Below are 22,185 nucleotides of genomic sequence, written 5' to 3'. Positions count from 1 at the left end.
CTTCGCCCCAAAAGCTAAATATTGTCTTTATGGTTTGTTGTCACGCGCCTCGCTAACGAGGTGTCTCCAGCGTCACAACCTGTTCGCGGCGTGTGAAATGAGACCCATCCTGGGGAAAAATTGTGACCGCTTGTGGAAACGGCTTCCTGCTGTCTGCTTCTGTCAGCCTTGAACGGTGTTGAAGTGGTCCGGTGCTGCGTCCCTGGAGCGATCGTCCAATCGACGACTGCGGCGAGCCGCTGCAGCGGTTACGCCCAGGGCTGTTATGCCTCCAGCCACACCCTTACTAGCGCTTAGGCGCGCCCTACGGACCGGGAGCCGATCCTTTTGTTCTGCGGACGGGAGTGGTGAAGCGTTTGATCGCGGCCGAGCAGCAGCTTCAAACCCATGACCAGGAGCTCCGCTTTGTCATCTTCGATGCATGGCGTCCTGTCTCAGTGCAGGCCTTCATGGTTGACCATGCCGTGGCTGAAGAGTGTGCTCGCTTGGGCATCAACCTCAAAACCGCTGGATCCGATGCGGACATCGATCGAGCGATTGCCGAGGTGCGGCGTGCCGTTGGTCGTTTCTGGGCACCCCCGAGCCTTGACGCAACCACGCCGCCGCCGCACAGCACGGGAGCTGCTGTTGATCTGACGCTGGCGGCACGTGATGGTGATCTGCTCGCAATGGGTGGTGAGATCGATGCGATTGGCCCCGTTTCCGAGCCGGATCACTACGCCGCAGCGGCTTTGGCTGGTCGGAACGCATTCGCCGTTGGTGTCCATCAACGACGTTGTCTGCTCGATCGTGTGCTTAGCGAGCAGGGGTTTGTTCGCCATCCCAATGAGTGGTGGCATTTCAGTTTTGGCGATCAGCTCTGGGCATGGCGTTCGGGGGCGCAGCAGGCCATCTACGGTCGCTGTGATCAAGCATTGAGCAGCGCGGACACTGCCTGATCACCCAGTTTTTGCACATGGTCTCCGAGGGTGCGGCGTCCACCTGCTTCCTTCCAGCTCAACAACAGAGGTTCAATTGCGGTCTCCAACTGATCCAGAGGTAGCTTCTGGATATAGGGCTTGGCGAGGCGTTGCAAGTTGGCACTGCCGCCTAACCAAAGCTGGTATTGGTTGACGCCGCTTCCCACGAGCGCCAGTTCTGCCATGTAAGGGCGGGCGCAGCCATTCGGGCAGCCAGTCATCCGGATCAACACCGGTTTGTCGATCTCCAAGCGTTGGAGTTGGCTGTCAAGTCGCTCCAGCACAGAAGGGAGGGTCCGTTCTGATTCGGTGATGGCGAGACCGCACGTCGGTAGGGCCGGGCAGGCGATGGCGTGTCTGGCTAGCGGTGCTGGCATGTCAGGGGTGTTAATGCCGAGTCCTTCCAGGGCAGTGCGGATGGAAGCCCTTTGTGGGGTTCCGATGTTGCAGAGCAGTAAATCTTGATTGGGAGTGAGACGGATTTCCAGTTGATAGGTCTCGACGATCTTGCTCAGCCCTTGCTTGAAAGCACCTTCCAGCCGACCGCAGAGCAGCGGAATGCCTACAAACCACATGCCGGCCCGATGGCGATGCCAGCCCAGGTAATCATTCAGTTTTGGCTTGGGCTCGCTGCGCAAAGGTTTCAGGTCTCCGCTGAAGTAGGCCCGCATTAATTCCTGACGGAACCACTGGATGCCTCTGTCATGGAGCAGATACTTCATGCGGGCATGACGCCTCAGCCTGCGATCGCCATGGTCGCGCTGAAGGGCCAGGATGCTTTGCACCAAATCCAATACCTGATCCGCGGCCACATAGCCAAGCGGTTCAGCGATCCGAGCGAATGTCTCTTCCTTGTTGTGGGTTCGGCCCATGCCGCCCCCCACATACACGTTGCATCCGCGGAGACCACCGTTGCTGTCTGTGAAGACCACCAGGCCGATGTCCTGGGTCAGAAGATCGACAGAATTGTCTCCAGGCACGGTGACCGCCACCTTGAATTTGCGTGGCAGATAGGTGTCTCCATACAGAGGTTCTTGCTGATCGCCTGAGAACACCGCTCCCTCAAACTGGCGCTTTCGCACCGCATTCACCTTTCGGCCAGCTTTGATTCGATAGCTCAGGTCTCCATCGACCCAGAGATCCAAATACGAGCCTTCGGCGGATTCTGGACTCAGCAGATCAGCGATCTCATCGGCGAGCTGTCTTGCTGCCGGGTACCCGCCTTTGTCAAAAGGGGCCGCCGGTGCCATCACATTGCGGTTGATATCTCCACAGGCAGCAAGCGTGGAACCAAGGTTTCGAACAATCGTGCCAATCACCTCCTTGAGGTCGGCTTTGGGCACTCCGTGCATCTGGAAGGCCTGACGGGTTGTGGCACGAAGCGTTCCGTCGCCAAGGCGATCGGCCAGATCGTTCATGGCCAAAAACAGTGCGGTGGGGATGCGTCCACCCGGACTGCGCAGGCGCAGCATCATCTGCCATTGCTTGTCCTTGCCTTTCTCGCGTTTGTCCCTGTCGTCCTGCTGATAACTGCCGTGGAACTTGAGAATCTGAAGAGCGTCTTCGCTGAAATTGGGACGGTCGTTGCCCAGCTCTGTTAACAGAGGTTCTTTGAGGAAGAGGCTGTCTCGCTTTCGTTGCTCTGCCTTCGGTAGTGGAATTCCTTCCATGTCGAGCTTGCCGCTGCCTGCGCCCTGAGAACTCTTGGTGGCGTCGACGCTGGGCTGACTCACTGGCGCACTGATCGCGGTATCTCGAAGCTAGCGAAGCGGCTTCCAATAAAGTCATTGGCTTGTCGAGCCGACTGGTGTGGCCTCAACCTTCCTGCTCGAAATCGGTACTGAAGAACTGCCTGCTGACTTTGCCCGTTTGGCTCTGCCCCAGCTTCGGGAGAGGGTTCAGCGTGATCTTGACGCGTTGAGACTGGTGCATGGTGAGGTGCAGGTCACCAGCACCCCAAGACGCCTTGTCGTTTTGGTCGATTCGTTGGCCGAAGTTCAGGAGGATCTGCGCGAAGAACGGAAGGGTCCCCCCGTTGCACAGGCTTTTGTGGATGGTCAGCCAGGTCCTGCCGCGATTGGATTTGCGAAACGCTGTGGCGTTGAACCCACCTCCCTAGAGGTCCGTCCCACCCCAAAGGGCGACTGCGTCTTTGCGACGGTGTTGATCGAAGGCCAGGCGTCGCTCCAGATCTTGGCGGAGCGGATTCCTGCCTGGATCGATGGCTTGCAAGGGCGGCGTTTTATGCGTTGGGGCGATGGGGATCAACGCTTCAGTCGTCCAGTGCGCTGGTTGGTGGCTTTGCTCGGTACCGAGGTGGTGCCAGTCACCCTTGCTGCCAGTGAGCCTGTCATCCACAGCGGTCGAACATCCCGTTCTCACCGTTTGCATCCAGGCAGCGTTGAACTTTCCGAGGCCGATGACTATCTCAAGGCCCTCGCTGCCGCTGGTGTTCAGGCCGATCGCAAGACAAGATCTGCGCTGATCCGCAGCCGGCTTGACGATCGTGCCGCTGCCTTGAAGGGGGAGCTGGACTGCCCAGATGATCTCTTTCAAGAGTTGGTGGATCTGGTGGAAGATCCACGCATCCTTCAGGGTGAAATCGCGGATCGTTTTCTTGATCTGCCCCCCGAGGTGATCGTGACGGTGATGCAGTCGCATCAGCGTTATGTCCCCCTGCGCCGTTCGCAGGTTCCAGCAGATCCCTTGAAGTTGGGGTCTCGTGATGTTCTTCTGCCTGAATTTTTACTGGTCGGCAATGGTCTTGCTGCCGCGGATGCTCAGATCTGCCGTGGCAATGAACGGGTCTTGAGCGCCCGCTTGGCGGATGCGGAATTTTTCCTCAATGTCGATCGCAAGCAAAGTAGTGGCGATCGTCGTGCGTCTCTGTCCAGGGTGACCTTCGCTGCCGGGTTGGGCAGCCTTCTGGATCGCACGGAACGGATTGAGCAGCTCACCGACACCCTTCTTCAGGCCCTGGAGTTACCGATGGGCACGGCTGAAGCGGCAAAACGCGCAGCTCACCTCTGCAAACACGATCTGGTCAGTCAGATGGTGGGCGAATTTCCTGAGCTTCAAGGCCTGATGGGCGCAAAGTATCTGCTTGAGGAAGGGGAAAGCCGTGAGGTTGCTCAAGCTGTGTTTGAGCACTATTTGCCCCGTGGCGCTGGGGATGTGCTGCCTCAGAGCGATGCCGGTGCTGTCGTTGCTCTGGCAGAACGCTTGGAATTGCTGCTCAGCATCTTTGCCAAGGGCGAACGTCCCAGTGGTTCCTCCGATCCTTATGCCTTGCGACGTGCGGGCAATGGCCTGCTTCAGATTCTCTGGGAGAGGGGTTGGCGGCTTGATCTGTTTAGGCTTGTCTCTGAGGCTGCTGAAGCCTGGCAACAGCTTTTCCCAGCTTTCAAGGTGAAGGCGCAAGCTCTCGCGGATGACCTGGTACTGCTGTTAAGGCAGCGCATTCAGTCCCAGCTTGAAGACGATGGTCAAGCGCCCGATCTGGTCCAGGCGGTGGCCGGTGATGGTCTCAGCAGCCAACGCTTGCTGGGCGACCCTCTTGATGTCTTGGATCGTCTTGGCTTGCTCAGCCGTCTGCGCCAAGAGAACCGTCTCGGGGCGCTCCAGGCCGTGGTTCAACGTGCTGCACGCCTTGCTGAGAAGGGGGACCTTGCGAGTTCTGTGCTGGCAGCCGGGGATGTTGTGGATGTCAGTCGCTTTGCCTCTCCCAGCGAAACAGCCATGCATGCTGTGGTCACCCGCTTAGAGCCCTTGGCTCTTGAGGGTGCTTATCAGGCCCTTGCCGACGCGCTTGTGGAGGCCACGCCAGTATTGGAGGCCTTCTTTGATGGTCCAGACAGTGTGATGGTGATGTCTGATGACCTGGACTTGCGTCGCAATCGACTCAATCTTCTTGGAGTGCTGCGTAATCAGGCTTCTGTGCTGGCCCGTTTCGATCTGATTCAAAGCTGACGCTTGGCAGTCGTAGAAGCTCGGGCTAAGCCATGAACAGAACATGGTCTTGCCTATGGCATCGTCGGATCCCTCTGAACGCTCTGCCGGGGAACCCTCCTCAGTGGTGACACAACCGGTTGTGATCCGCCAGGGAGGCAACGGAGTTGGTGTGGTTCTCGCTGCCTTAATCCTGGCCGGTGCTGCCATCTATGCAGTCAATACCCTCAAGAATCGTCCCGAGCAGGTCAAACCAGGAGTAACGCCAGAGCAGATTCAACAGGGCCTGGAACGGGTGAAGGGGGTCGCCGGTCAAGCCCTGGAAGGACGCAACTAGTTCACTCCTGCCGTTTCAGTTTCCTTGCCTTTGGATTGGGTCCTGATCGCTTGGGCCGCTTCCTCGGCAAGGAAATCACCGTCAGAACGTCCTACTGCGGATGGAACGGGACCGTATTCAGACGGGGCCAGTGCTTCACCGCGTACGAGACTGCCTAAGGTTCGAAGAGTCAGCTTGATCTGCTGCCAAGGGTTCATCATCACCACGCGTTTGTAGAGATAACTATCGAAGGTGAGCTTCTGCACATCGAGGTCATCGCACATTTCGACGAAGGCTTCGCGAGCAGCGTCGTTGCGATAGAAGATGCGCTGCAGAATGTCGAGCACTGCATAGGTGGCACCGTATTTTTTGTCCCAACGCTTGAGGTAGGTCGACTTGATCTCCTTTTCGGTAGGGATGCGCTGTCCACTGTTGGAGATTTCCACAATGGCTTCAGCGGCCATCCGTCCGCTTTTCGCTGCGAAGTAGATCCCCTCTCCTGAGCTCTTGGTGACATAACCAGCAGCATCACCTACCAGGGCCATGCGACCGACCACACGACGGGGTCGGGGATGTTCTGGAATGGGGTGAGCTTCCACCTTGATCACTTCGCCCTTGAACAGACGCTTGCTGGCACGCTCACGAATGCCTCTCTGTAGCCCCTTAATCAGCGATTGGTTCTGCTGCATGGTGCCGGTTCCGACAGCCACGTGGTCGTACTTGGGGAAGACCCAGGCATAGAAATCTGGGGACACATCAGTGCCCACATACATCTCTGCTAAGTCCTCGTAATAAGTCATCTCCTCTGCGGGGAGCTTGATGCGTTCTTGGAAAGCGATCGCGACGTTGTAGTCGCCGGCGTCCATGGCCTTGGCCACGCGGGAGTTGGCTCCGTCAGCACCAATGATCAAGTCAACGTCCAGAGATTTTTGCTCCCCAGTTGGACCACCCCCGCTGTAGTCGGCGTAATGCAGGGTGTAGGGACCTTGACGGTTGTTACCAGTATCGATTTTTTGCACCAGGCCATTCACCAGGGTGGTGCCCAGGTCCGCAGCGCGGTTGCGCATGAAGGCATCAAACACTTCACGGCGACACATGCCGATATAGGCGTTGTCGTCGTAGCCCAGAGGATCAAGTTTGATATCCACCTCCCGGTTGGAGGGAGAGATCATCTTCATGTTCCGCACCTTGCGGTCGATGATCTCGTCAGGCAGGTCGAATTCTTCGACCATGCAAAGAGGGATTGCTCCACCACAAGGTTTGGCATTGTCCAGCTTGCGCTCGAACAACCAGGTCTGAATGCCGGCCTTGGCAAGAATTTCGGCGGCACAGGATCCACTCGGACCACCCCCGACGATGGCAACTCGCAGCATCTCAGCCCTACTCCGCTGGATTATTAATTCGAAGCTACCACCGCTGACCCTCACTCTGTGGTGGCCCCCTGGCGCCCCCCCTTACGATCGTCACAACACTGCAACATCGATTTGGTTCGTGCCGTCGCCCCTCGCCGCACCAGCAGGGACGATATTCCTGTGGCACGGCGTTCTCGCCCTCCTCAACGCTCACGGCGCCGTGGCTCTGGCCTTTGGATTGCCTGTTTGCTTGTGTTCAGTAGTTGTCTCGGCGTTGTTTTGTTGGGGCCAGCACTTCTGACGCGGTTCGCACCCCAGCCGCAAGTGGTCGATGGCATTGCAGAAACCCCCAGCGTTGACGGCCGCTTGCTGGGCCATTTCCCCTATGCCGAAGCAACTTCGATCAACCTGGTTCGCGTCGGTCCCGGTTTGGAGCTCCATATCGACGCCGCTCAAGCCCTGCGTTCGATGCAACGAGCCGCAGCCTCTGATGGCGTCGACCTCAGGTTGTTGAGTGGCTACCGCTCGCATGCGTTGCAGAAGGGCATCTTTTTTGATGTGAAATCTGAGCGCAATCAAACGGCCAGTGAGCGTGCAAAGGTCAGCGCTCCTCCCGGTTACTCCGAGCACAGCACCGGTTTGGCTGTTGATCTCGGCGATGGTGACGCCCCTGCCACCAATCTTTCAGAGTCGTTTGAAACGACCTCGGCGTTCCGCTGGCTCCAGGACCATGCTGCCTCTTACCACTTCACGCTTTCATTCCCTGAGGGCAACAATCAGGGTGTGAGCTACGAGCCTTGGCATTGGCGTTTTGAGGGGTCTGCCGATGCACTTCGTCAATTTGAGCCGGCTCGCCGTCTGGCTCTGACCCGTTGAGACCGCAACACTCTCCCGAATTGTTGTCCCCAGCTGGTGACTGGGCCTCCCTCAAGGCGGCAGTGGCTCAGGGGGCGGATGCCGTCTATTTCGGCGTCGAGGCGTTCAACGCCAGATTACGAGCAGAAAATTTTCAGCTGGATCAGCTCGCCGAGATCATGGCCTGGCTTCATGCCAGGGGTGTTCGTGGCTTCCTGACCTTCAACGTCCTTGTCTTCAGCGATGAGCTAAGCCGAGCCGCCCAGTTGCTGCTTGCGGCGGAGCGAGCCGGAGTCGATGCTCTGATCGTTCAGGATCTCGGCCTGTGTCTGTTGGCCAGGGAGCTTGTCCCTGGTCTGGCATTGCACGCTTCCACCCAGATGTCGATTACCAGTGCAGCAGGTGTGTCTCAAGCCGCAGATGCTGGCTGTGATCGAGTTGTTTTGGCCCGTGAACTCGCCCTCAAGGATCTGCGTCGTTTGCAGCGACAGCTTGAGCAGCGTCAGCTGGCGATGCCTCTAGAAGTGTTTGTGCACGGTGCTCTGTGTGTTGCCTACTCAGGCCAGTGCCTAACCAGTGAATCCCTCGGACAGCGCAGCGCGAATCGAGGTGAATGCGCCCAGGCCTGTCGGCTTCCCTACCAGTTGGTGGTGGATGGAGAGGAGCTTGATCTGGCTGATCAGCGTTATCTGCTTTCCCCTCAGGATCTCGCTGCCTGGATGCAGATCCCCGAACTGATTGAGATCGGCATCAGCAGTTTCAAGATCGAAGGTCGCCTGAAAGACCCCACCTATGTGGCTGCCGTCACCCAGGCCTACCGGCAGCAGATCGATGGGCTTTCGACCGATGCCACTGCCGTGCGGCGTCAGTTGGAGATGGGCTTCTCTCGCGGTCTTTCGACGGGTTGGCTCGAGGGTGTGAACCACAGACGTCTTGTTCATGGCCGCTGGAGCAAGAAGCGCGGACCTGTGGTGGGTTGCCTTGAGCGATGTGATGACCAAGGTCGGCTCACGCTTCGTCTTGAAGAACCACTGGAGTGCGGTCAGGGAGTGGTGCTCGAAGTGCAACCGGCTCAAGGTAGTGATCCCCTCAAGCCACCGCAGGAGATCGGCGGAAGGATCATGCAGCTTGACGACCTTGGTCACCGTCGTTGTCGCATCCGTTTGGGCCCAGGCCGAATCAACCTGAGGGGCTTGAAGCCTGGAGCTCCGGTCTGGCTCACAGGTGATCCCAGATGGCAGAGCACATGGAGCCGACAGGCGCGGCAGTCGGTCGATCCGATCCTGCAGCCGCTCCGGGTGCGCGTGTCTGGTGGTCTTGGTGTTCCGCTTCAGCTTCAGCTGTTGCATCCCCTAGGAACCACTGCTGAGATGCTCCGTGTGAGCAGCACGGTGTCTCTTGAGCAGGCCCGCGATCGGGGCTTGGACCGTGATCGACTGGAGACTCAGTTGGGCCGACTTGGTGGCACTGGATGGCGCCTTGATCAGCTCGAGATCGATCTGCCAGCCGGCCTCTTCCTTCCCGTCGCAGAGCTCAATCGGATGCGGCGCTGCCTGCTGGATCGCATGGACTCAGCCGGTCTTCGCCCTCTCGCACTCCCCTCTCCAAAGGAGATGGGTGCCATGTCGGGGGGCGAAAGGGTCGAAGCCACCTTGCGTCAGTGCCTGAACCCAGCCCAGCCTTCGTCAACAGTCTCCGCACCCAATCCCCGTCCAACGCTGCAGGTCTTGGTGCGCAGCTTGGCTCAGTTAGAGGCCCTGATTGCCCTGGACCGCCCGGACTGGGTCTCAGGGGTCATTGCTGATCTCGAGCAACCGAGTGAGCTCAAGCAAGCTGTCCTGGTTGGACGCGGTCACTGGCGGGACGGCATTGTTCTGGCAGGCCCTCGCATCCACCGACCGGATGAAGCGTGGACGCTGGAGCCTTTGATTCGGGCTGAACCTGATGGCTATTTGGTTCGCAATGCTGATCAGCTGGAACGGTTGACTCCACTCGCACCCTGCAGCGGTGATTTCTCGCTGAATACCGCCAATCCACTCACGGTGCGTTGGTATCGGGAGCGCTGGGGGCTACAGCGCCTCACCGCCAGTTATGACCTCAATCTCCACCAGCTGCTGGATCTGGCTCAGTCCACCGACCCTGACTGGCTGGAGGTGACGTTGCATCAGCACATGCCCCTCTTCCATATGGAGCACTGTCTCTTCTGCGCGTTCCTCTCTGACGGCCACGATCACACCGATTGCGGCCGCCCCTGCGAACAGCATCAGGTGCGTCTGCGCGATCGAAGCGGTGTCGAGCATCCCCTGATCGCCGATCTCGGTTGCCGCAATACTCTTTTCAACGGTCGGGCGCAGAGCGGTGTTGAAGCCTTGCCTGAGCTTCTGCGGGTCGGTCTGCGCCGTTTCCGCCTCGAGCTTCTTGATGAGGATCCAGCCTCTTGCCAGAGCAGGGTGCAGCTTTATGCCAGGGCTCTCGAAGGCTCGATCCCATCGTCTGATGTCTGGCGGCGGGAGCGCATCGATCAGCGCCTTGGTGTGACCCGTGGCAGCCTTCGCTCCGATGGACCAGAACGGACCAGTCGGATCCTTTCCTGAGCCATCTCACGTTGAGATAGCCTTACCTTGCTACGCCCCCGGGCGTTCAGGCTTCATTCACAGAACGTCACGGAAATCATGAGCGCCCAGAACAAGGCGATACGCAACATCGCGATCATCGCCCACGTCGACCATGGCAAAACCACCTTGGTTGATGCGTTGTTGGCGCAGTCCGGCATCTTCCGTGACAACGAAGCGGTGCCCACCTGTGTTTTGGACTCCAACGATCTGGAGCGTGAAAGAGGCATCACAATCCTCTCTAAAAACACCGCGGTCACTTACAACGACACGCGTATCAACATTGTCGATACTCCAGGTCACGCTGACTTCGGCGGTGAAGTCGAGCGGGTCCTCGGCATGGTGGACGGCTGCTTGCTGATCGTGGATGCCAATGAGGGGCCCATGCCTCAGACCCGCTTCGTGCTGAAGAAAGCCCTCGAGCAGGGATTGCGTCCCATTGTCTTCGTTAACAAAATTGATCGTGCTCGTGTCGATCCCGAGACTGCGGTCGACAAGGTTCTAGATCTCTTCCTCGAGCTCGGTGCTGACGACGATCAGTGTGATTTTCCTTATCTATTTGGCAGCGGCTTAGGAGGCTTTGCTAAGCCTGATATGAAAACAGAGAGCGACAATATGCGTCCGCTCTTTGATGCGATTCTCCGTCACGTTCCACCTCCGGTTGGCGATCCAGAGAAGCCATTGCAGTTGCAGATCACCACTCTCGATTATTCCGATTTTCTTGGCAGAATTATTATTGGCAGGGTGCACAATGGAGTGATCAAGCAAGGTCAGAATGCAGCTCTAATTAAAGACGACGGCAAGGTCAAGAAAGGTCGTATTAGCAAACTTCTTGGCTTCGAAGGGCTTCAACGTGTTGAGATCGAGAACGCAACTGCGGGTGATCTTGTTGCTGTTGCCGGTTTCGATGATGTCAATATCGGCGAAACGATTGCTTGCCCTGATGAGCCACGGGCACTACCGCTGATCAAGGTGGATGAGCCTACCTTGCAGATGACTTTTGTGGTCAACGATTCTCCTTTTGCAGGCAAGGAAGGCAAGTTTGTCACCAGCCGTCAGGTCCGTGATCGACTCCAGCGTGAGCTACTCACCAATGTTGCTCTTCGGGTGGAAGATACCGATTCCCCGGATCGCTTCGCAGTCAGCGGTCGAGGTGAACTGCATCTGGGCATTTTGATTGAAACCATGCGCCGGGAAGGGTATGAGTTCCAGGTGTCTCAACCGCAGGTGATTTTCCGCACCATTGATGGCACCCCTTGCGAGCCCGTGGAAACGTTGGTGATGGATGTACCCGAAGCCGCTGTTGGCGCCTGTATCGAGAAGCTCGGCACCCGCAAAGGTGAGATGCAGAACATGGAAACCAGTTCTGATGGGCGAACCCAACTTGAGTTCATTGTTCCGTCGCGTGGACTGATCGGCTTCCGTGGCGAATTCATCCGTGCCACCCGCGGTGAAGGGATCATGAGTCACTCCTTCTTTGAATATCGTCCGATGCTTGGCGACTTTGACACCCGTCGTAATGGTGTATTGATCGCTTTTGAAGAGGGCACTGCCACCTTCTATTCCCTCAAGAATGCTGAGGATCGCGGTCAGTTCTTTATTACCCCAGGCACGAAGGTCTACAAAGGCATGATCATCGGCGAGAACAATCGTCCTCAGGATCTCGAGATCAATATTTGCAAGGCCAAGCAACTCACAAACATGCGTTCCGCTGGTGCGGATGAACTGGATACTCTTCAGTCCCCTGTGCAGATGACGCTTGAGCGTGCTCTGGAGTACATCGGCCCTGACGAGATGCTTGAAGTCACCCCTGAGTCGATTCGTCTGCGCAAGTTGCCGGCGAAGAAAATGGCGAAGCGTTGAACGCCGATCCCCCCTCATCGTCTTCGGACCAGGTCCGTACGGACCCCCGTTTTGATGAGGGGGTCCACCTGTTCAATTCAGAACAGTGGTACGCCGCTCATGACGTCTTTGAAGATCTCTGGCATGAAACGGCAGACCCTGAGCGCCGCGTCCTCCAGGGTTTGATTCAAGTGGCCGTGGCGCATGTGCATCTTGAGAGAGGCAACACCAAGGGCGCCACGATTCTCCTTGGCGAAGGCTTGGGTCGCCTCAAGGGCAGATCTCTTCCTGACTTCGGTCTTGATCTCGACCATCTCCGTTCCACACTCCACTCCCGTCTCGCTGCCTTACAGCAGGGGCTTGATCCCGCTTCGTATCCCGTCCCTGTTCTGCGCGATCAGCAATGAGGTTGTCGGTAGATTGCCGTCAGTTCAACGTTGATGCGAAGTTGCTTGCCTCAGTGCCCCCAAGGGAAGTGTTGCGTCCACTTGGAATGGGCATGGCGGCCCTGCTGATCACCTTGATGCCTTTGCATGATGCCCATGCTGAGCAGGTGTCCCAATCGTCAGATCGTTCTGGTGAGACCACTGCTTCAGCCTCCACGGGCGATGCTCCTGGTGGCCTGATCACAATCGAGTCCGATAGCCAGAGTGCCGACAACCTCACCGGCGTGGTCACAGCTGCTGGCAATGTTCGAATCGTTTATCCCTCCAGGGGAATGGTGGCCACCGCCAGACAAGCCCAGTATTTCAGTCGTGAAGGCAGGCTTGTTCTCAGTGGTGATGTCGATGTCACGCAGGACGGAGGCAATGCGTTGCGCGCAGAGCGGGTGGTTTATCTGCTCGAGGAGGAACGTGCTGAAGCAGAGCCAACACCTGGTCAGCAGGTGTTCACGCAGATGGTGATCCGATCGGACAGCACCCTTCAGACTCCACTGACGCCATGAGCCTCACCCTTGAGCGCGTGGCGCTGACCCTCGGTGGGCGACCTCTTGTCAGTGATGTGTCGATGAGACTCGCTCCTGGTGAGGTCATTGGTTTGCTTGGCCCTAACGGTGCGGGCAAAACAACCACCTTCAACCTTGTGATCGGCTTGTTGAGGCCTGATCAGGGTCAGATCTTGATGGACGGCCATCCGGTTGCAGCGCTTTCGATGCCTGAACGAGCCAGGCTTGGCATCGGTTATCTCCCTCAGGAGCCAAGTGTGTTCCGCACTCTGTCTGTACGGGAGAATCTCCAACTTGTGTTGGCTCAAAGCGGGCTTTCAAAACCCCAGAGCCGCGATCGATTACATCAGTTGATCGATGAGTTTCATCTCAATCCATTCCTTGAGCGAAAGGGCTATCAGCTTTCCGGAGGTGAACGCCGGCGTACCGAAGTGGCTCGAGCCTTGGCCGTTGGCCTTGAAGGGCCTCGTTATCTGCTTCTGGATGAACCCTTCGCTGGAGTGGATCCCCTCGCAGTGGCAGATCTACAAGCCCTGATTCACTCGCTTCGGGCGCGAGGTATGGGGATTTTGATCACGGATCACAATGTGCGTGAAACCCTTGCGATCACAGATCGGGCTTACATCCTCACGGATGGATCAATTCTGGCGTCCGGCCGGTCTGAAGAGGTGGCCCATGATCCGCTCGTGCGTCGTCACTATCTCGGGGAAGGCTTCCAGTTGTGATTGATTCCATCCAACAGAGGCTGTCTCGAGCCATACGCCGCATCCCTCTCATGGATCGGTGGCTGATCTCTGAATTGATCGGTCCTCTCTTGTTTGCCATTGCCGCGTTCACCGTCGTCTCCCTCTCGGTGGGAGTGATGTTTGAGCTTGTGCGCAAGATCGTCGAGTCGGGTCTGCCAGTGTTGATCGCTATTCAAGTGTTGTTGTTGCGCTTGCCTAGTTTTTTGGTCATCTCTTTCCCGATGGCCACTTTGATGGCCACGTTGTTGGCTTACAGCAGGTTGTCGGCAAACAGTGAATTGACGGCTCTGCGCAGTGTTGGTGTCACCGCTCAACGGATGGTTGCACCGGCGTTGGCATTGGCGCTGGTCATGAGCACCCTCACCTTCGTGTTTAACGATGTGATCGTTCCTCGTACAAATCGCTCGGCTGAGATCACTCTTCAGCGTGCTCTTGGCAAGGCAATCTCTACGGAAAAAGGAGAAGATATTGTCTATTCGAGATTCGGCCGCCTGGCTGGAGGGGATGAGGCCGACCGTTCCCGCGGTCTTGCCCAGCTGTTTTATGCCCGTGAATTCCGAAAGGGACGGATGCAGGGGGTAACAGTGCTTGATTTTTCTCGGGTTGGCTATACCCAAATGCTTGTGGCTGATGAAGCCAAATGGAATGATCGCGAAGGCAAATGGGAATTTCTTGATGGTCAGAGCGTCACCCTCACTCCCGAAGGTGGCACGATCAATGCCCAGTTCGATCGTTATCTGTATCCGTTGAGCGCAGCACCGATACGGATCGCAAAGTTACCCAAAGATGCCAACAACATGACGGTGTTAGAGGCCTTTGAAGCAGAACAGCTGCTCCGAGATGCCGGAGATCGAAAAGAGGCACGCAGGCTGAGAGTTCGTATTCAGGAAAAATTCACTCTGCCGATGGCTTGTCTTGTCTTTGGGCTGATAGGAAGCAGCCTTGGTGCGAAGCCCAATAACCGCACCAGCCGCAGCCAGGGCTTTGGAATCAGTGTTGTTCTGATCCTGGTCTATTACGTGCTCAGTTTCAGTTTCAGTTCCCTCGGGGTCAAAGGCACTTTGTCTCCCCTTCTCGCTGCGTGGTCTCCCGTTCTGATTTCCTTTGCTGGTGGTTGGTATCTGCTGCGTCAGGCCAGTCGCTGACCCTTCCCTTCAAACTGCTCATCAAGCCATCCCATGTTTCCGATGTCCGTTGTTGGTGACGATCCCGTCCTGCTATTGGGCCTTTTGGCATTCGCACTATTGCTGCTGGCTCTCCCCTGGGGGTTCTGGGCTCTCTCCAGCGGCAAAACCTCCTCTGGTGTTCGGGTGCTGATCGCCCTGGCGAATCTGTCGCTCACCTCTCAGTTAGTCCTGCGCTGGTGGCAATCGGGACATTTCCCAATCAGCAACCTCTACGAATCGCTCTGTTTTCTCGCCTGGGCCTGCACCCTCACGCAGCTTCTTGTTGAGCGCAGTTGGCCATCGCCGCTCGTTGCAGCTGCCGCCACTCCCATGGGCCTCGGCTGCGTTGCCTTTGCAAGCTTTGCGCTACCGGATCGACTCCAGGAGGCTTCTCCATTAGTTCCTGCCTTGCGCTCAAGCTGGCTGGTGATGCATGTCAGCGTGATCATGGTCAGTTATGCAGCTTTGCTGGTTGGATCATTGCTGTCGATCGCAGTGCTCTTGATTGATCGAGATAACGCCCTGGAGTTACGCAGTAGTTCGATTGGCAGTGGAGGCTTTCGTAAAGCAGCACTGGCGGGGGCAACAGGCTCTGCTGATCTTGAGCTGGAGTCGGTCGCGTTCAGTCGTAGTGAACAGCTTGACAGCCTCAGCTACCGCACCATCACCGTGGGTTTTCTGTTGCTCACGATTGGCATCATTAGCGGTGCAGTTTGGGCGAACGAAGCCTGGGGAAGTTGGTGGAGTTGGGATCCTAAGGAAACCTGGGCCCTGATCTGTTGGCTTGTGTATGCCGCTTACTTGCATACGCGCCTTAGTCGTGGTTGGCAGGGAAGGAAACCTGCCCTGGTTGCCGCATTTGGCTTGGTTGTGATTGTGGTCTGTTACATCGGTGTCAATCTTTTGGGCATTGGCTTGCACAGCTATGGCTGGTTCTTTGGATAACCAGATTTTTGATGGCTATTTAGTTGTTATCTCTAAAAAGAGTATTTGGCAAATTTCAAGAACTGCGATAAAGGCAAGTTTTCTTTCTGGCTGTCAATCATCTTTTTAATGAACTAATAGTTAATCCCCTATTCGGGCGAGGTCTACTGTGTTTCAAGTGTTTTAGTGAGAAGTAGTGGCTAGAAGCATTCCCTGTTTTAATAAATACTACTCATGGAGGAGGATGAGTGAGAATTATCAAGTTTAAGCCTGTAAGGTTATGAGCAACTATACCTTGAAAAAGCTTCTTAAAGTCTTTTCTTTGCCTCGTGTTGCTCAAACTGTTTCAAAAAGAATGCTGACATCATTGTAATCAAAGTCAGAATTGCTTCCTGCGAGTGTGTCTTCAAAACCAAAATGGTTATGGCCAAAGCCTTTGACATGGTTTGAACCGTAGGTGAACAGTTCTCCGTCGGGATTAATGATTACGGGTGCGTAATAGCCAGCTTCTGTAGAAGAAATAGACCATTCCAAGGTCTTCTGCGTTACGCCTTGGGCCTTGGTGATGCTCCCGCCGGGGTTGATCAGGTTGTCCTTAACGGCTAAGTCAAAAGAGTCTCCAGCTGTATTGCTTACTCCAGCAACAGAAAAGGTACCGTCGCTTTCTTGCGTGAGCTTGACCATCGCAAAGGTGTTATCAAAAGCGCAATCAATATCGATTGTCATTTTCACATTCGTACCAGCTTCTGGGATAGAGGCAAAATTGAGAATGGCATCATGAATTCCGTCTTGCTCAGTCGCTAGAGCTGTAGCGGCAGGATTGGAGCTGGTCGTAGAAGTGGAGATATCGATAATCAGATCATCGACCAAATCATTAGGGCTGGATCCATCATTTAGTGAAAGCTGAAAGGTGCCGTCATCATTTTTGATGATGCCTAATTGCGGTGAACTATTAACAACTTTATTGTTCATAAAGTGATGAAAGGAAATGGTTGAGCCTTCTGCAACAAAAAACTGATGCTTACCAAGATTCTTATTTCCATGAGTGGCACCAATGGCTGCTAGTGACTTTCCAGCTTGATCTTTAATGATCAGACTATTTTGGAAGTCGGTCTTTGAAGCTTTAACGGTAAGTTTGATCCATAGCCCATCACCTGATCCTGTCGAGACCGTAAATGTATTGTCGTCATTGAGATTGAGGGAGCTAATGGTGGTGTCAACAGAAAGTGTGACGGTGTTATTTGAATCAGAACCGTCGTTGTTGGTATTACCTGCAGCATCAGAAAATCTGCTTGATGCAACATAGATCATACCGTTTGTGGTGCTATCTGCTGTTGGCGTAAAAATAGCTGTGTAAGTCGTGCCAGATCCAGAGAAGCTTGAAAGTGCGCCACCTGTTGTCGTCACATCAGAAGCAACAAAGTCGCTTGATGATTCAGAAAGCATGAATGTAAGGGTCGCAGTTTCGCCTGCTTTTAATGATGAGACATCAGAGCTGATGGCAATCGTTGGTCTTGTGGTGTCGATCGCAGATATCCAATTGCCATTGGAATCAAGCGCGGCAATAAAGACATCAGCATCATCCTTTCCAGCACTGCTGAGGGTGGTGCTGCCAAAGGTCGCTGTTCCCTCGAAATAGCCAGTGACAATGGAGCTACCATTACTCAGGGAGCTGACGCCAAATGCGTCGTCACCGCTAGTACCAACAACTTGCTTGGCCCAGACGTAGTTGCCATTAGCGTCGAGCTTGGCAATAAAGCCATCACCAATCGATTCGAACTTATCCATTCCAGCACTGGTGAGAGTGGTGCTACCAAAGGACGCTGTTTCATTGAAATTGCCAATGACAATGGAGCTGCCATCACTCAGGGAGCTGATGCCTCTTGCTGTGTCACTTCTAGTGCCACCAGCTTGCTTGGCCCAGACGTAGTTGCCATTAGCATCGAGCTTGGCAATAAAGACATCTTCACTACCAGCACTGGTGAGAGTGGTGCTGCCGAAGGTCGCTGTTCCCCAGAAATTGCCAGTAACAATGGAACTGCCATCACTCAGGGAGCTAATGCCTTCTGACCAGTCCCCGCTAGTGCCACCAGCTTGCTTGGCCCAGACAAAGTTGCCATTAGCGTCGAGCTTGGTAATAAAGGCATCAAGGGGATAAACATTATTGGCTCCAGTACTGGTGAGGGTGGTGCTGCCGAAGGTCGCTGTTCCGCCGAAACTGCCAGTAACAATGGAGCTACCATCACTCAGGGAGCTGATGTCCCTTGCGAAATCAGAGCCACTACCACCCTCTACTTGAGTGACCCAGACATAGTTGCCATTAGCGTCGAGCTTGGTAATAAAGACGTCAGCATCTTGAGCACTAGTGAGGGTAGTGCTGCCAAAGTTTGCTGAGCCTCTGAAATCGCCGGTGACTATAGAGCTGCCATCACTCAGGGAGCTGATGCCTCTTGCTGTGTCACTGCTAGTGCCACCAGCTTGCTTGGCCCAGACGTAGTTGCCATTAGCGTCGAGCTTGGCAATAAAGACATCATTATCACCAGTACTGGTGAGAGTGGTGCTGCCAAAGGTCGCTGTTCCCTGGAAATAGCCAGTGACAATGGAGCTGCCATCACTCAGGGAGCTAATGCCATCTGCACTGTCCCCGCTAGTGCCACCAGCTTGCTTGACCCAGACATAGTTGCCATTAGCGTCGAGCTTGGCAATAAAGACATCATAACCACCAGCACTGGTGAGAGTGGTGTTGCCGAAGGTCGCTGTTCCGCCGAAATAGCCAGTAACAATGGAGCTACCATCACTCAGAAAGCTGATGGCAGCTCCTTTGGCATCACTAGTACCACCTGCTTGTAATGGAAAAGTCATCGGAGGCAGTTTTATATGCTTTGAATGATACTCATTTTTCCAGTTCACGCCACTAATAGTAATAATTTAGTGAAACAGATTCTATGCCTTTAACACTGGCTCTTTGCTCATGGCAATGCTAAACAGTTTTCATGGTTAGAATAAAAGCTAACAACTAATATCGTAATAATTTCAGTCAAGACGACTCCACTTACATCCTCATGCTTTTGAGGTTTGATTATTTGCTGGACATGAATTTACAGCTGTAATCAATTCATATTCAATGTCAGTATCGCCATCAGAGATAGCGGTGAGTTAATGAGAGTGGGTTCGATGTTGCTCATTGATTAGAAGGTGTGGTGATTCTAGTCAACTAAGAGTGCCTTGATTGTCTTGCTGATGCCCGCTGCAGTAGGCAGTTTCAGTATTGCTGCTATTCATTAGTTAATCAAAAACCCCACTCTTGGCGTAAAAGGCTTATCTCAATCAGTGCAAACGATATGGATGACTTCATCAGCGTTAACCCAGTGGATCCCACCGTTATCGACATTGGATGCATGGAACATGGTGTTGGCCCTTGGGTCTCTGGCACCCCCCTTACAGAAGATAATATGCCCCATCCACCAGTTATCCACTTCCTTTTTGGCAACTTGTGCTGAGACCTTCATGATTATGTAGTCGCCAGATTTAACCCTGAGAAATGGTGGAATCTCCTGTGCTCCACTGGGAAGTGACTCTGTTATGTCGTGATCTGTGATTTCATTTTAATCCGTATGAAATGACAAGTGGCTTATGTTGTCTCATGTTCTCTATGTATTGATGGTGGATATCTACAGAAACGACTCAGCTTAACGACGACTTTGGTTGTGATATTTTACTGCTCATAAACTGCCATGTTGCAGCATTTTGCTTCAACCAATAAAGTCAAACTAGCGTTGTCAACATGTTTTTAATGAGCCCACAACCCCTGTAACGACATGTCCTTTCGTTTATGGCTGGTTCTTTGGATGACCGGTCAATACGTTCTTCCACTGTTCCACATGTTGTTAACCCACTTGAGCCCCTCGTTGCGTTTGAGAAACTCCTCTGTGTTTACTTTGCGACTGGTTCATCATCTGTTCTTAGAAGAAGTCCCTAATTGATTTCACGGCAGCTTCTAGAGTCTTGTACTGCCTGGAACCAATTCCTTTTCTGTAATAGGAATAGACTGTCTCAAAGGCACGGTTCCTTTCCCAGAGATGAAAGTGGTCGCCATTGGAGAGGGTGAAATTCCAAATCTCGGCCTTGCCGAGATTGTGATGATGTTTTGTGGTCGTTGGGTGTCCTTCTTCAACCATGGTATCGATAAACATTTTGGTCTCATCGATCGAAAGGCAAGTCAGAGTTGTCATTTGTATCCTCGTCCATGTATTTAATGTTCATCAAGGCATCTTCAACTGCATGAGCAACTGTCCTGTGCTTGGTGAGAAGGTTCTGAGCCCTATCAGCACTCGTGTTGGCATTCACGATTACTTTGTTGGGAAGTGGATGGCAGAACTCAGCGCATCGTGTAGATCATCTGTTGTCTTGTTGCCACTGAGCAGCTAGAACGACCAAGAGTTCTTGTTTAGCTGTGCCTCGAGTACCTGTCTTTCTATCTGCCTTTCAAGCCTTCATCAGCAAGGGAAATGTTGTTGATTTAGGCATTGCCGTGATTATGGCGGGCGCATTTAGCAAGGTTGTCAATTCTGTGGTCACACTGTTGATGACCAATATCTTGGAGCCAGCGCTGAAAGAGGCCAATGTTGAATCACTTGCTCAATTGCCAGCAGGAGAGGTTCTTGTCGCACTGATTAATTTTATTGTCATAGCATTGGTTTGCTTTATTCTTGTTAAGGCTGTTGAGGTGACCAAGCGAAAAAAGGAGTCCATCGAGGCCTCTCAGCCTGACCCGCAGGCTCAATTGGCGTCTGCGATGACCCGCCTTACTGAGGTTTTAGAGAAGCAGTCATCTTCAACTAATACATAAATAGACGGTCTACATAGATCGATGCAATCACGTGTGAGTTGCTAGTTCAACTTGGCAACTCGGCCTTTCGAGCTTGCTGGGTTCCTATTGAACCAACAAGCTCATTTTCGAGCAACATATTGAAATTTAGCAGTTGTTCGTCACTCAGTGCTTGTCGACTACTTGCTCCAAGTTTGAGTTGAAGGTATGAGCGTGCCTGTTCTCCACTCCATTGCAGCTTTTCAAGCATCTGGTCTCCTTGTGTGATCAGATCACCCCTGCGTAGGGGGACCGGTGCGACGTCGACAGGGGTTCCTGGTTCTAAGGCGTTCAGGCGTTTTAAATAGGCAATCAGGTCGCTGTAGCGCGTCAGTTTGTGGCGGCTGCTGTGTCCGAAGGCGCGTTCCAGATAACTCCGTTCCTGCTCGCGATCCCAGCCGATGCGCTGCATCTCGAGATCCACGGCGGCTAATTCGTCACTCCAGTCGTCTGGATCAGTCGGCGCTTCACTTGGCGGAGCTTCGGCCTGGCCGACAGCGATGGGTGGTTTGTCTTTCGCAGGCAAGTGGCCATGCTCACTTGAATCCCCCGTCACAGATGTCCGTCTGATCGTGTTCGGTGTCGGTGACGATGGTCTTGTTGGTGGCGTCTGTTCCTTCATCCCTTCAGGCCGAGGCGCAGGTGGCGTCGACTGTGGTGATCGCTGGATTGGTGGTGTGCTGGCGTCTGAAGCCGCAATGACCTCGGTTTGCAGTTCAGCTTGCATTCGACTTCGCAGTCTCTCCAGGGCTCGATCCTCTGCTGCCTCTGCGCTGGCTCCTTCCCCCAAAGCACTGCCTAGGGCCTTCTCTTGTTCGAATGCAGTCACAAGCACCACGCAGCGTTCGTGATCGATGTGGCAAAGCAGGGCCTGGGTGTGCATTCCGCATCCATGAGCTGCCTATTTCTAGGCTGATCAGCATGGATTCAGCAGCATTGCCCTCCCTGATCCCTTTGCTCGATGGTGTCGACCGTTGGGGAGAGCTCTTGCCCTTGCTTCCGGTGTTGGTTTCGCTGGAACTGATCCTGTCGGCCGACAATGCCATTGCCTTAGCGGCTATCGCCCGCTCCCAGAAGGACCCTGAGCGTGAACGTCAGGCCCTCAATGTGGGTATCGCCATGGCGTTTGTCTTACGCATTGGTTTAATCCTGATGGCGCAATGGGTGCTTGCCTTTCGTCCGATTCAGCTGTTGGCCTCTGCCTACCTGCTTTGGCTTGTCTATCAGCACCTTCATGAGAAATGGCTGGGTGTTGGAACTGAACTGCAAGATCAAGGCGCTCATGATTCTGCGTCTGGATCCTTCCTGCGCACGGTGATGGCTCTTGCCTTCACCGATCTTGCTTTTTCAATCGATAGTGTTGCCGCCGCAGTTGCGATCAGCGATCAGCTCATTCTTGTGGTCACTGGTGCTCTCATTGGGGTGATTGCTCTGCGCTTCACTTCAGGGCTGTTCGTTCGCTGGCTTGCGATCTTTCCACGACTTGAAACGGCAGGATTTCTCGCTGTTGCTTTTGTCGGTATCAAGCTTTTGGTCACCCTGATCTGGTTAAGCCTACGGGTGCCTGAATGGTTCACCCTTGCCACAGTGATTGTATTGCTCGTCTGGGGTTTCTCTGAAAAGTCTCTTCCCATTGCAAAGGAGACTTAATC

The 22,185-nt window shown here is 54.5% G+C and carries 19 protein-coding genes; 13 read left to right on the top strand and 6 right to left on the bottom strand.

Going from position 1 to position 22,185, the window contains the following annotated elements; genetic code table 11:
• Positions 1-332: 332 nt before the first annotated feature.
• Entirely contained in the window at positions 333-938 is a 606-nt protein-coding gene (locus tag DXY10_RS01480; protein WP_371411107.1) for a M15 family metallopeptidase, read from the top strand.
• On the opposite strand, the gene DXY10_RS01475 is transcribed toward DXY10_RS01480, so the two are convergent.
• Positions 908-2,629: an NADPH-dependent assimilatory sulfite reductase hemoprotein subunit gene (locus DXY10_RS01475; protein ID WP_115015397.1), complete on the bottom strand. Its 1,722-nt coding sequence runs from the start codon at positions 2,627-2,629 to the stop codon at positions 908-910. The two genes, DXY10_RS01480 and DXY10_RS01475, sit on opposite strands and share 31 nt — an antisense overlap.
• A gap of 139 nt (positions 2,630-2,768) precedes the next feature.
• Between DXY10_RS01475 and glyS the strand changes: the two genes are divergently transcribed.
• The gene (glyS, locus tag DXY10_RS01470) at positions 2,769-4,928 is read left to right on the top strand and encodes a glycine--tRNA ligase subunit beta (RefSeq protein ID WP_115015249.1); all 2,160 of its coding nucleotides are present in this window, start codon (positions 2,769-2,771) and stop codon (positions 4,926-4,928) included.
• A 55-nt stretch (positions 4,929-4,983) separates the two neighbouring features.
• Positions 4,984-5,244 (top strand): hypothetical protein, encoded by a 261-nt coding sequence (locus tag DXY10_RS01465; protein ID WP_115015246.1) that lies wholly within the window; start codon positions 4,984-4,986, stop codon positions 5,242-5,244.
• Here the strand turns inward: DXY10_RS01465 and chlP are convergent.
• Positions 5,241-6,596, bottom strand: coding sequence for a geranylgeranyl reductase (chlP, locus tag DXY10_RS01460; RefSeq protein WP_115015244.1), 1,356 nt, complete (start codon positions 6,594-6,596; stop codon positions 5,241-5,243). The genes DXY10_RS01465 and chlP overlap by 4 nt on opposite strands.
• A 111-nt stretch (positions 6,597-6,707) precedes the next feature.
• Between chlP and DXY10_RS01455 the strand changes: the two genes are divergently transcribed.
• The 8 genes from DXY10_RS01455 (at position 6,708) to ccsB (ending at position 15,687) form a co-directional block, all read left to right on the top strand.
• Complete coding sequence (locus DXY10_RS01455; protein WP_115015242.1) at positions 6,708-7,451, top strand: M15 family metallopeptidase; 744 nt, start codon at positions 6,708-6,710, stop codon at positions 7,449-7,451.
• A gap of 23 nt (positions 7,452-7,474) precedes the next feature.
• Positions 7,475-10,024, top strand: a complete 2,550-nt coding sequence (locus DXY10_RS01450; RefSeq protein ID WP_244281867.1) for a U32 family peptidase — start codon at positions 7,475-7,477, stop codon at positions 10,022-10,024.
• 78 nt (positions 10,025-10,102) lie between these two features.
• Positions 10,103-11,905 carry a translational GTPase TypA gene (gene typA, locus DXY10_RS01445; RefSeq protein ID WP_115015237.1) on the top strand — a complete coding sequence of 601 codons (1,803 nt, stop codon included), beginning with the start codon at positions 10,103-10,105 and terminating at the stop codon, positions 11,903-11,905.
• Complete coding sequence (locus tag DXY10_RS01440; protein WP_115015234.1) at positions 11,902-12,291, top strand: DUF309 domain-containing protein; 390 nt, start codon at positions 11,902-11,904, stop codon at positions 12,289-12,291. Before typA ends, DXY10_RS01440 begins: the two co-directional genes overlap by 4 nt.
• A 68-nt stretch (positions 12,292-12,359) precedes the next feature.
• On the top strand, positions 12,360-12,830 hold the full coding sequence (locus tag DXY10_RS01435) for a hypothetical protein (RefSeq protein ID WP_244281866.1): 471 nt from the start codon (positions 12,360-12,362) through the stop codon (positions 12,828-12,830).
• Positions 12,827-13,555 (top strand): LPS export ABC transporter ATP-binding protein, encoded by a 729-nt coding sequence (gene lptB / locus DXY10_RS01430; protein WP_115015231.1) that lies wholly within the window; start codon positions 12,827-12,829, stop codon positions 13,553-13,555. Before DXY10_RS01435 ends, lptB begins: the two co-directional genes overlap by 4 nt.
• Positions 13,556-13,605: 50 nt before the next feature.
• Positions 13,606-14,721, top strand: a complete 1,116-nt coding sequence (locus DXY10_RS01425; protein ID WP_371411102.1) for an LptF/LptG family permease — start codon at positions 13,606-13,608, stop codon at positions 14,719-14,721.
• 42 nt (positions 14,722-14,763) lie between these two features.
• Entirely contained in the window at positions 14,764-15,687 is a 924-nt protein-coding gene (gene ccsB, locus DXY10_RS01420) for a c-type cytochrome biogenesis protein CcsB (RefSeq protein WP_115015381.1), read from the top strand.
• Between the two features lie 315 nt (positions 15,688-16,002).
• On the opposite strand, the gene DXY10_RS01415 is transcribed toward ccsB, so the two are convergent.
• The 3 genes from DXY10_RS01415 to DXY10_RS01405 form a co-directional block, all read right to left on the bottom strand.
• Complete coding sequence (locus DXY10_RS01415) at positions 16,003-18,528, bottom strand: Ig-like domain-containing protein (RefSeq protein WP_115015226.1); 2,526 nt, start codon at positions 18,526-18,528, stop codon at positions 16,003-16,005.
• 461 nt (positions 18,529-18,989) lie between these two features.
• Positions 18,990-19,217: a DUF3104 domain-containing protein gene (locus DXY10_RS01410; protein ID WP_256359465.1), complete on the bottom strand. Its 228-nt coding sequence runs from the start codon at positions 19,215-19,217 to the stop codon at positions 18,990-18,992.
• 411 nt (positions 19,218-19,628) lie between these two features.
• Positions 19,629-19,859, bottom strand: a complete 231-nt coding sequence (locus DXY10_RS01405) for a hypothetical protein (protein WP_136988990.1) — start codon at positions 19,857-19,859, stop codon at positions 19,629-19,631.
• 260 nt (positions 19,860-20,119) lie between these two features.
• Here DXY10_RS01405 and mscL point away from each other — a divergent pair, with 260 nt between their 5' ends.
• Positions 20,120-20,515 (top strand): large conductance mechanosensitive channel protein MscL, encoded by a 396-nt coding sequence (mscL, locus tag DXY10_RS01400; RefSeq protein WP_115015218.1) that lies wholly within the window; start codon positions 20,120-20,122, stop codon positions 20,513-20,515.
• Between the two features lie 46 nt (positions 20,516-20,561).
• Here mscL and DXY10_RS01395 read toward each other — a convergent pair whose 3' ends face one another.
• A complete protein-coding gene (locus DXY10_RS01395) occupies positions 20,562-21,416 on the bottom strand; it encodes a hypothetical protein (RefSeq protein WP_115015215.1) in 855 nt (284 codons plus the stop codon).
• Between the two features lie 38 nt (positions 21,417-21,454).
• On the opposite strand from DXY10_RS01395, the gene DXY10_RS01390 reads away from it, so the two are divergent.
• Complete coding sequence (locus DXY10_RS01390) at positions 21,455-22,183, top strand: DUF475 domain-containing protein (RefSeq protein ID WP_115015212.1); 729 nt, start codon at positions 21,455-21,457, stop codon at positions 22,181-22,183.
• Positions 22,184-22,185 lie beyond the last annotated feature (2 nt).

Source organism: Synechococcus sp. UW140, assembly GCF_900474295.1.
Taxonomy (GTDB): Bacteria; Cyanobacteriota; Cyanobacteriia; order PCC-6307; family Cyanobiaceae; genus Synechococcus_C.
Note: the sequence above shows the minus strand (reverse complement) of the source record. Positions and strands in the feature narration are given on the sequence as shown.

Excerpts from the sequence above, each read along its gene's own strand:
- DXY10_RS01475 (WP_115015397.1), bottom strand. The coding sequence starts at position 2,629 with ATGGAAGGAATTCCACTACCGAAGGCAGAGCAACGAAAGCGAGACAGC.
- DXY10_RS01465 (WP_115015246.1), top strand. The coding sequence starts at position 4,984 with ATGGCATCGTCGGATCCCTCTGAACGCTCTGCCGGGGAACCCTCCTCA.
- chlP (WP_115015244.1), bottom strand. The coding sequence starts at position 6,596 with ATGCTGCGAGTTGCCATCGTCGGGGGTGGTCCGAGTGGATCCTGTGCC.
- typA (WP_115015237.1), top strand. The coding sequence starts at position 10,103 with ATGAGCGCCCAGAACAAGGCGATACGCAACATCGCGATCATCGCCCAC.
- lptB (WP_115015231.1), top strand. The coding sequence starts at position 12,827 with ATGAGCCTCACCCTTGAGCGCGTGGCGCTGACCCTCGGTGGGCGACCT.
- DXY10_RS01425 (WP_371411102.1), top strand. The coding sequence starts at position 13,606 with ATGGATCGGTGGCTGATCTCTGAATTGATCGGTCCTCTCTTGTTTGCC.
- ccsB (WP_115015381.1), top strand. The coding sequence starts at position 14,764 with ATGTCCGTTGTTGGTGACGATCCCGTCCTGCTATTGGGCCTTTTGGCA.
- DXY10_RS01415 (WP_115015226.1), bottom strand. The coding sequence starts at position 18,528 with ATGACTTTTCCATTACAAGCAGGTGGTACTAGTGATGCCAAAGGAGCT.
- DXY10_RS01405 (WP_136988990.1), bottom strand. The coding sequence starts at position 19,859 with ATGTTTATCGATACCATGGTTGAAGAAGGACACCCAACGACCACAAAA.
- DXY10_RS01395 (WP_115015215.1), bottom strand. The coding sequence starts at position 21,416 with ATGCACACCCAGGCCCTGCTTTGCCACATCGATCACGAACGCTGCGTG.
- DXY10_RS01390 (WP_115015212.1), top strand. The coding sequence starts at position 21,455 with ATGGATTCAGCAGCATTGCCCTCCCTGATCCCTTTGCTCGATGGTGTC.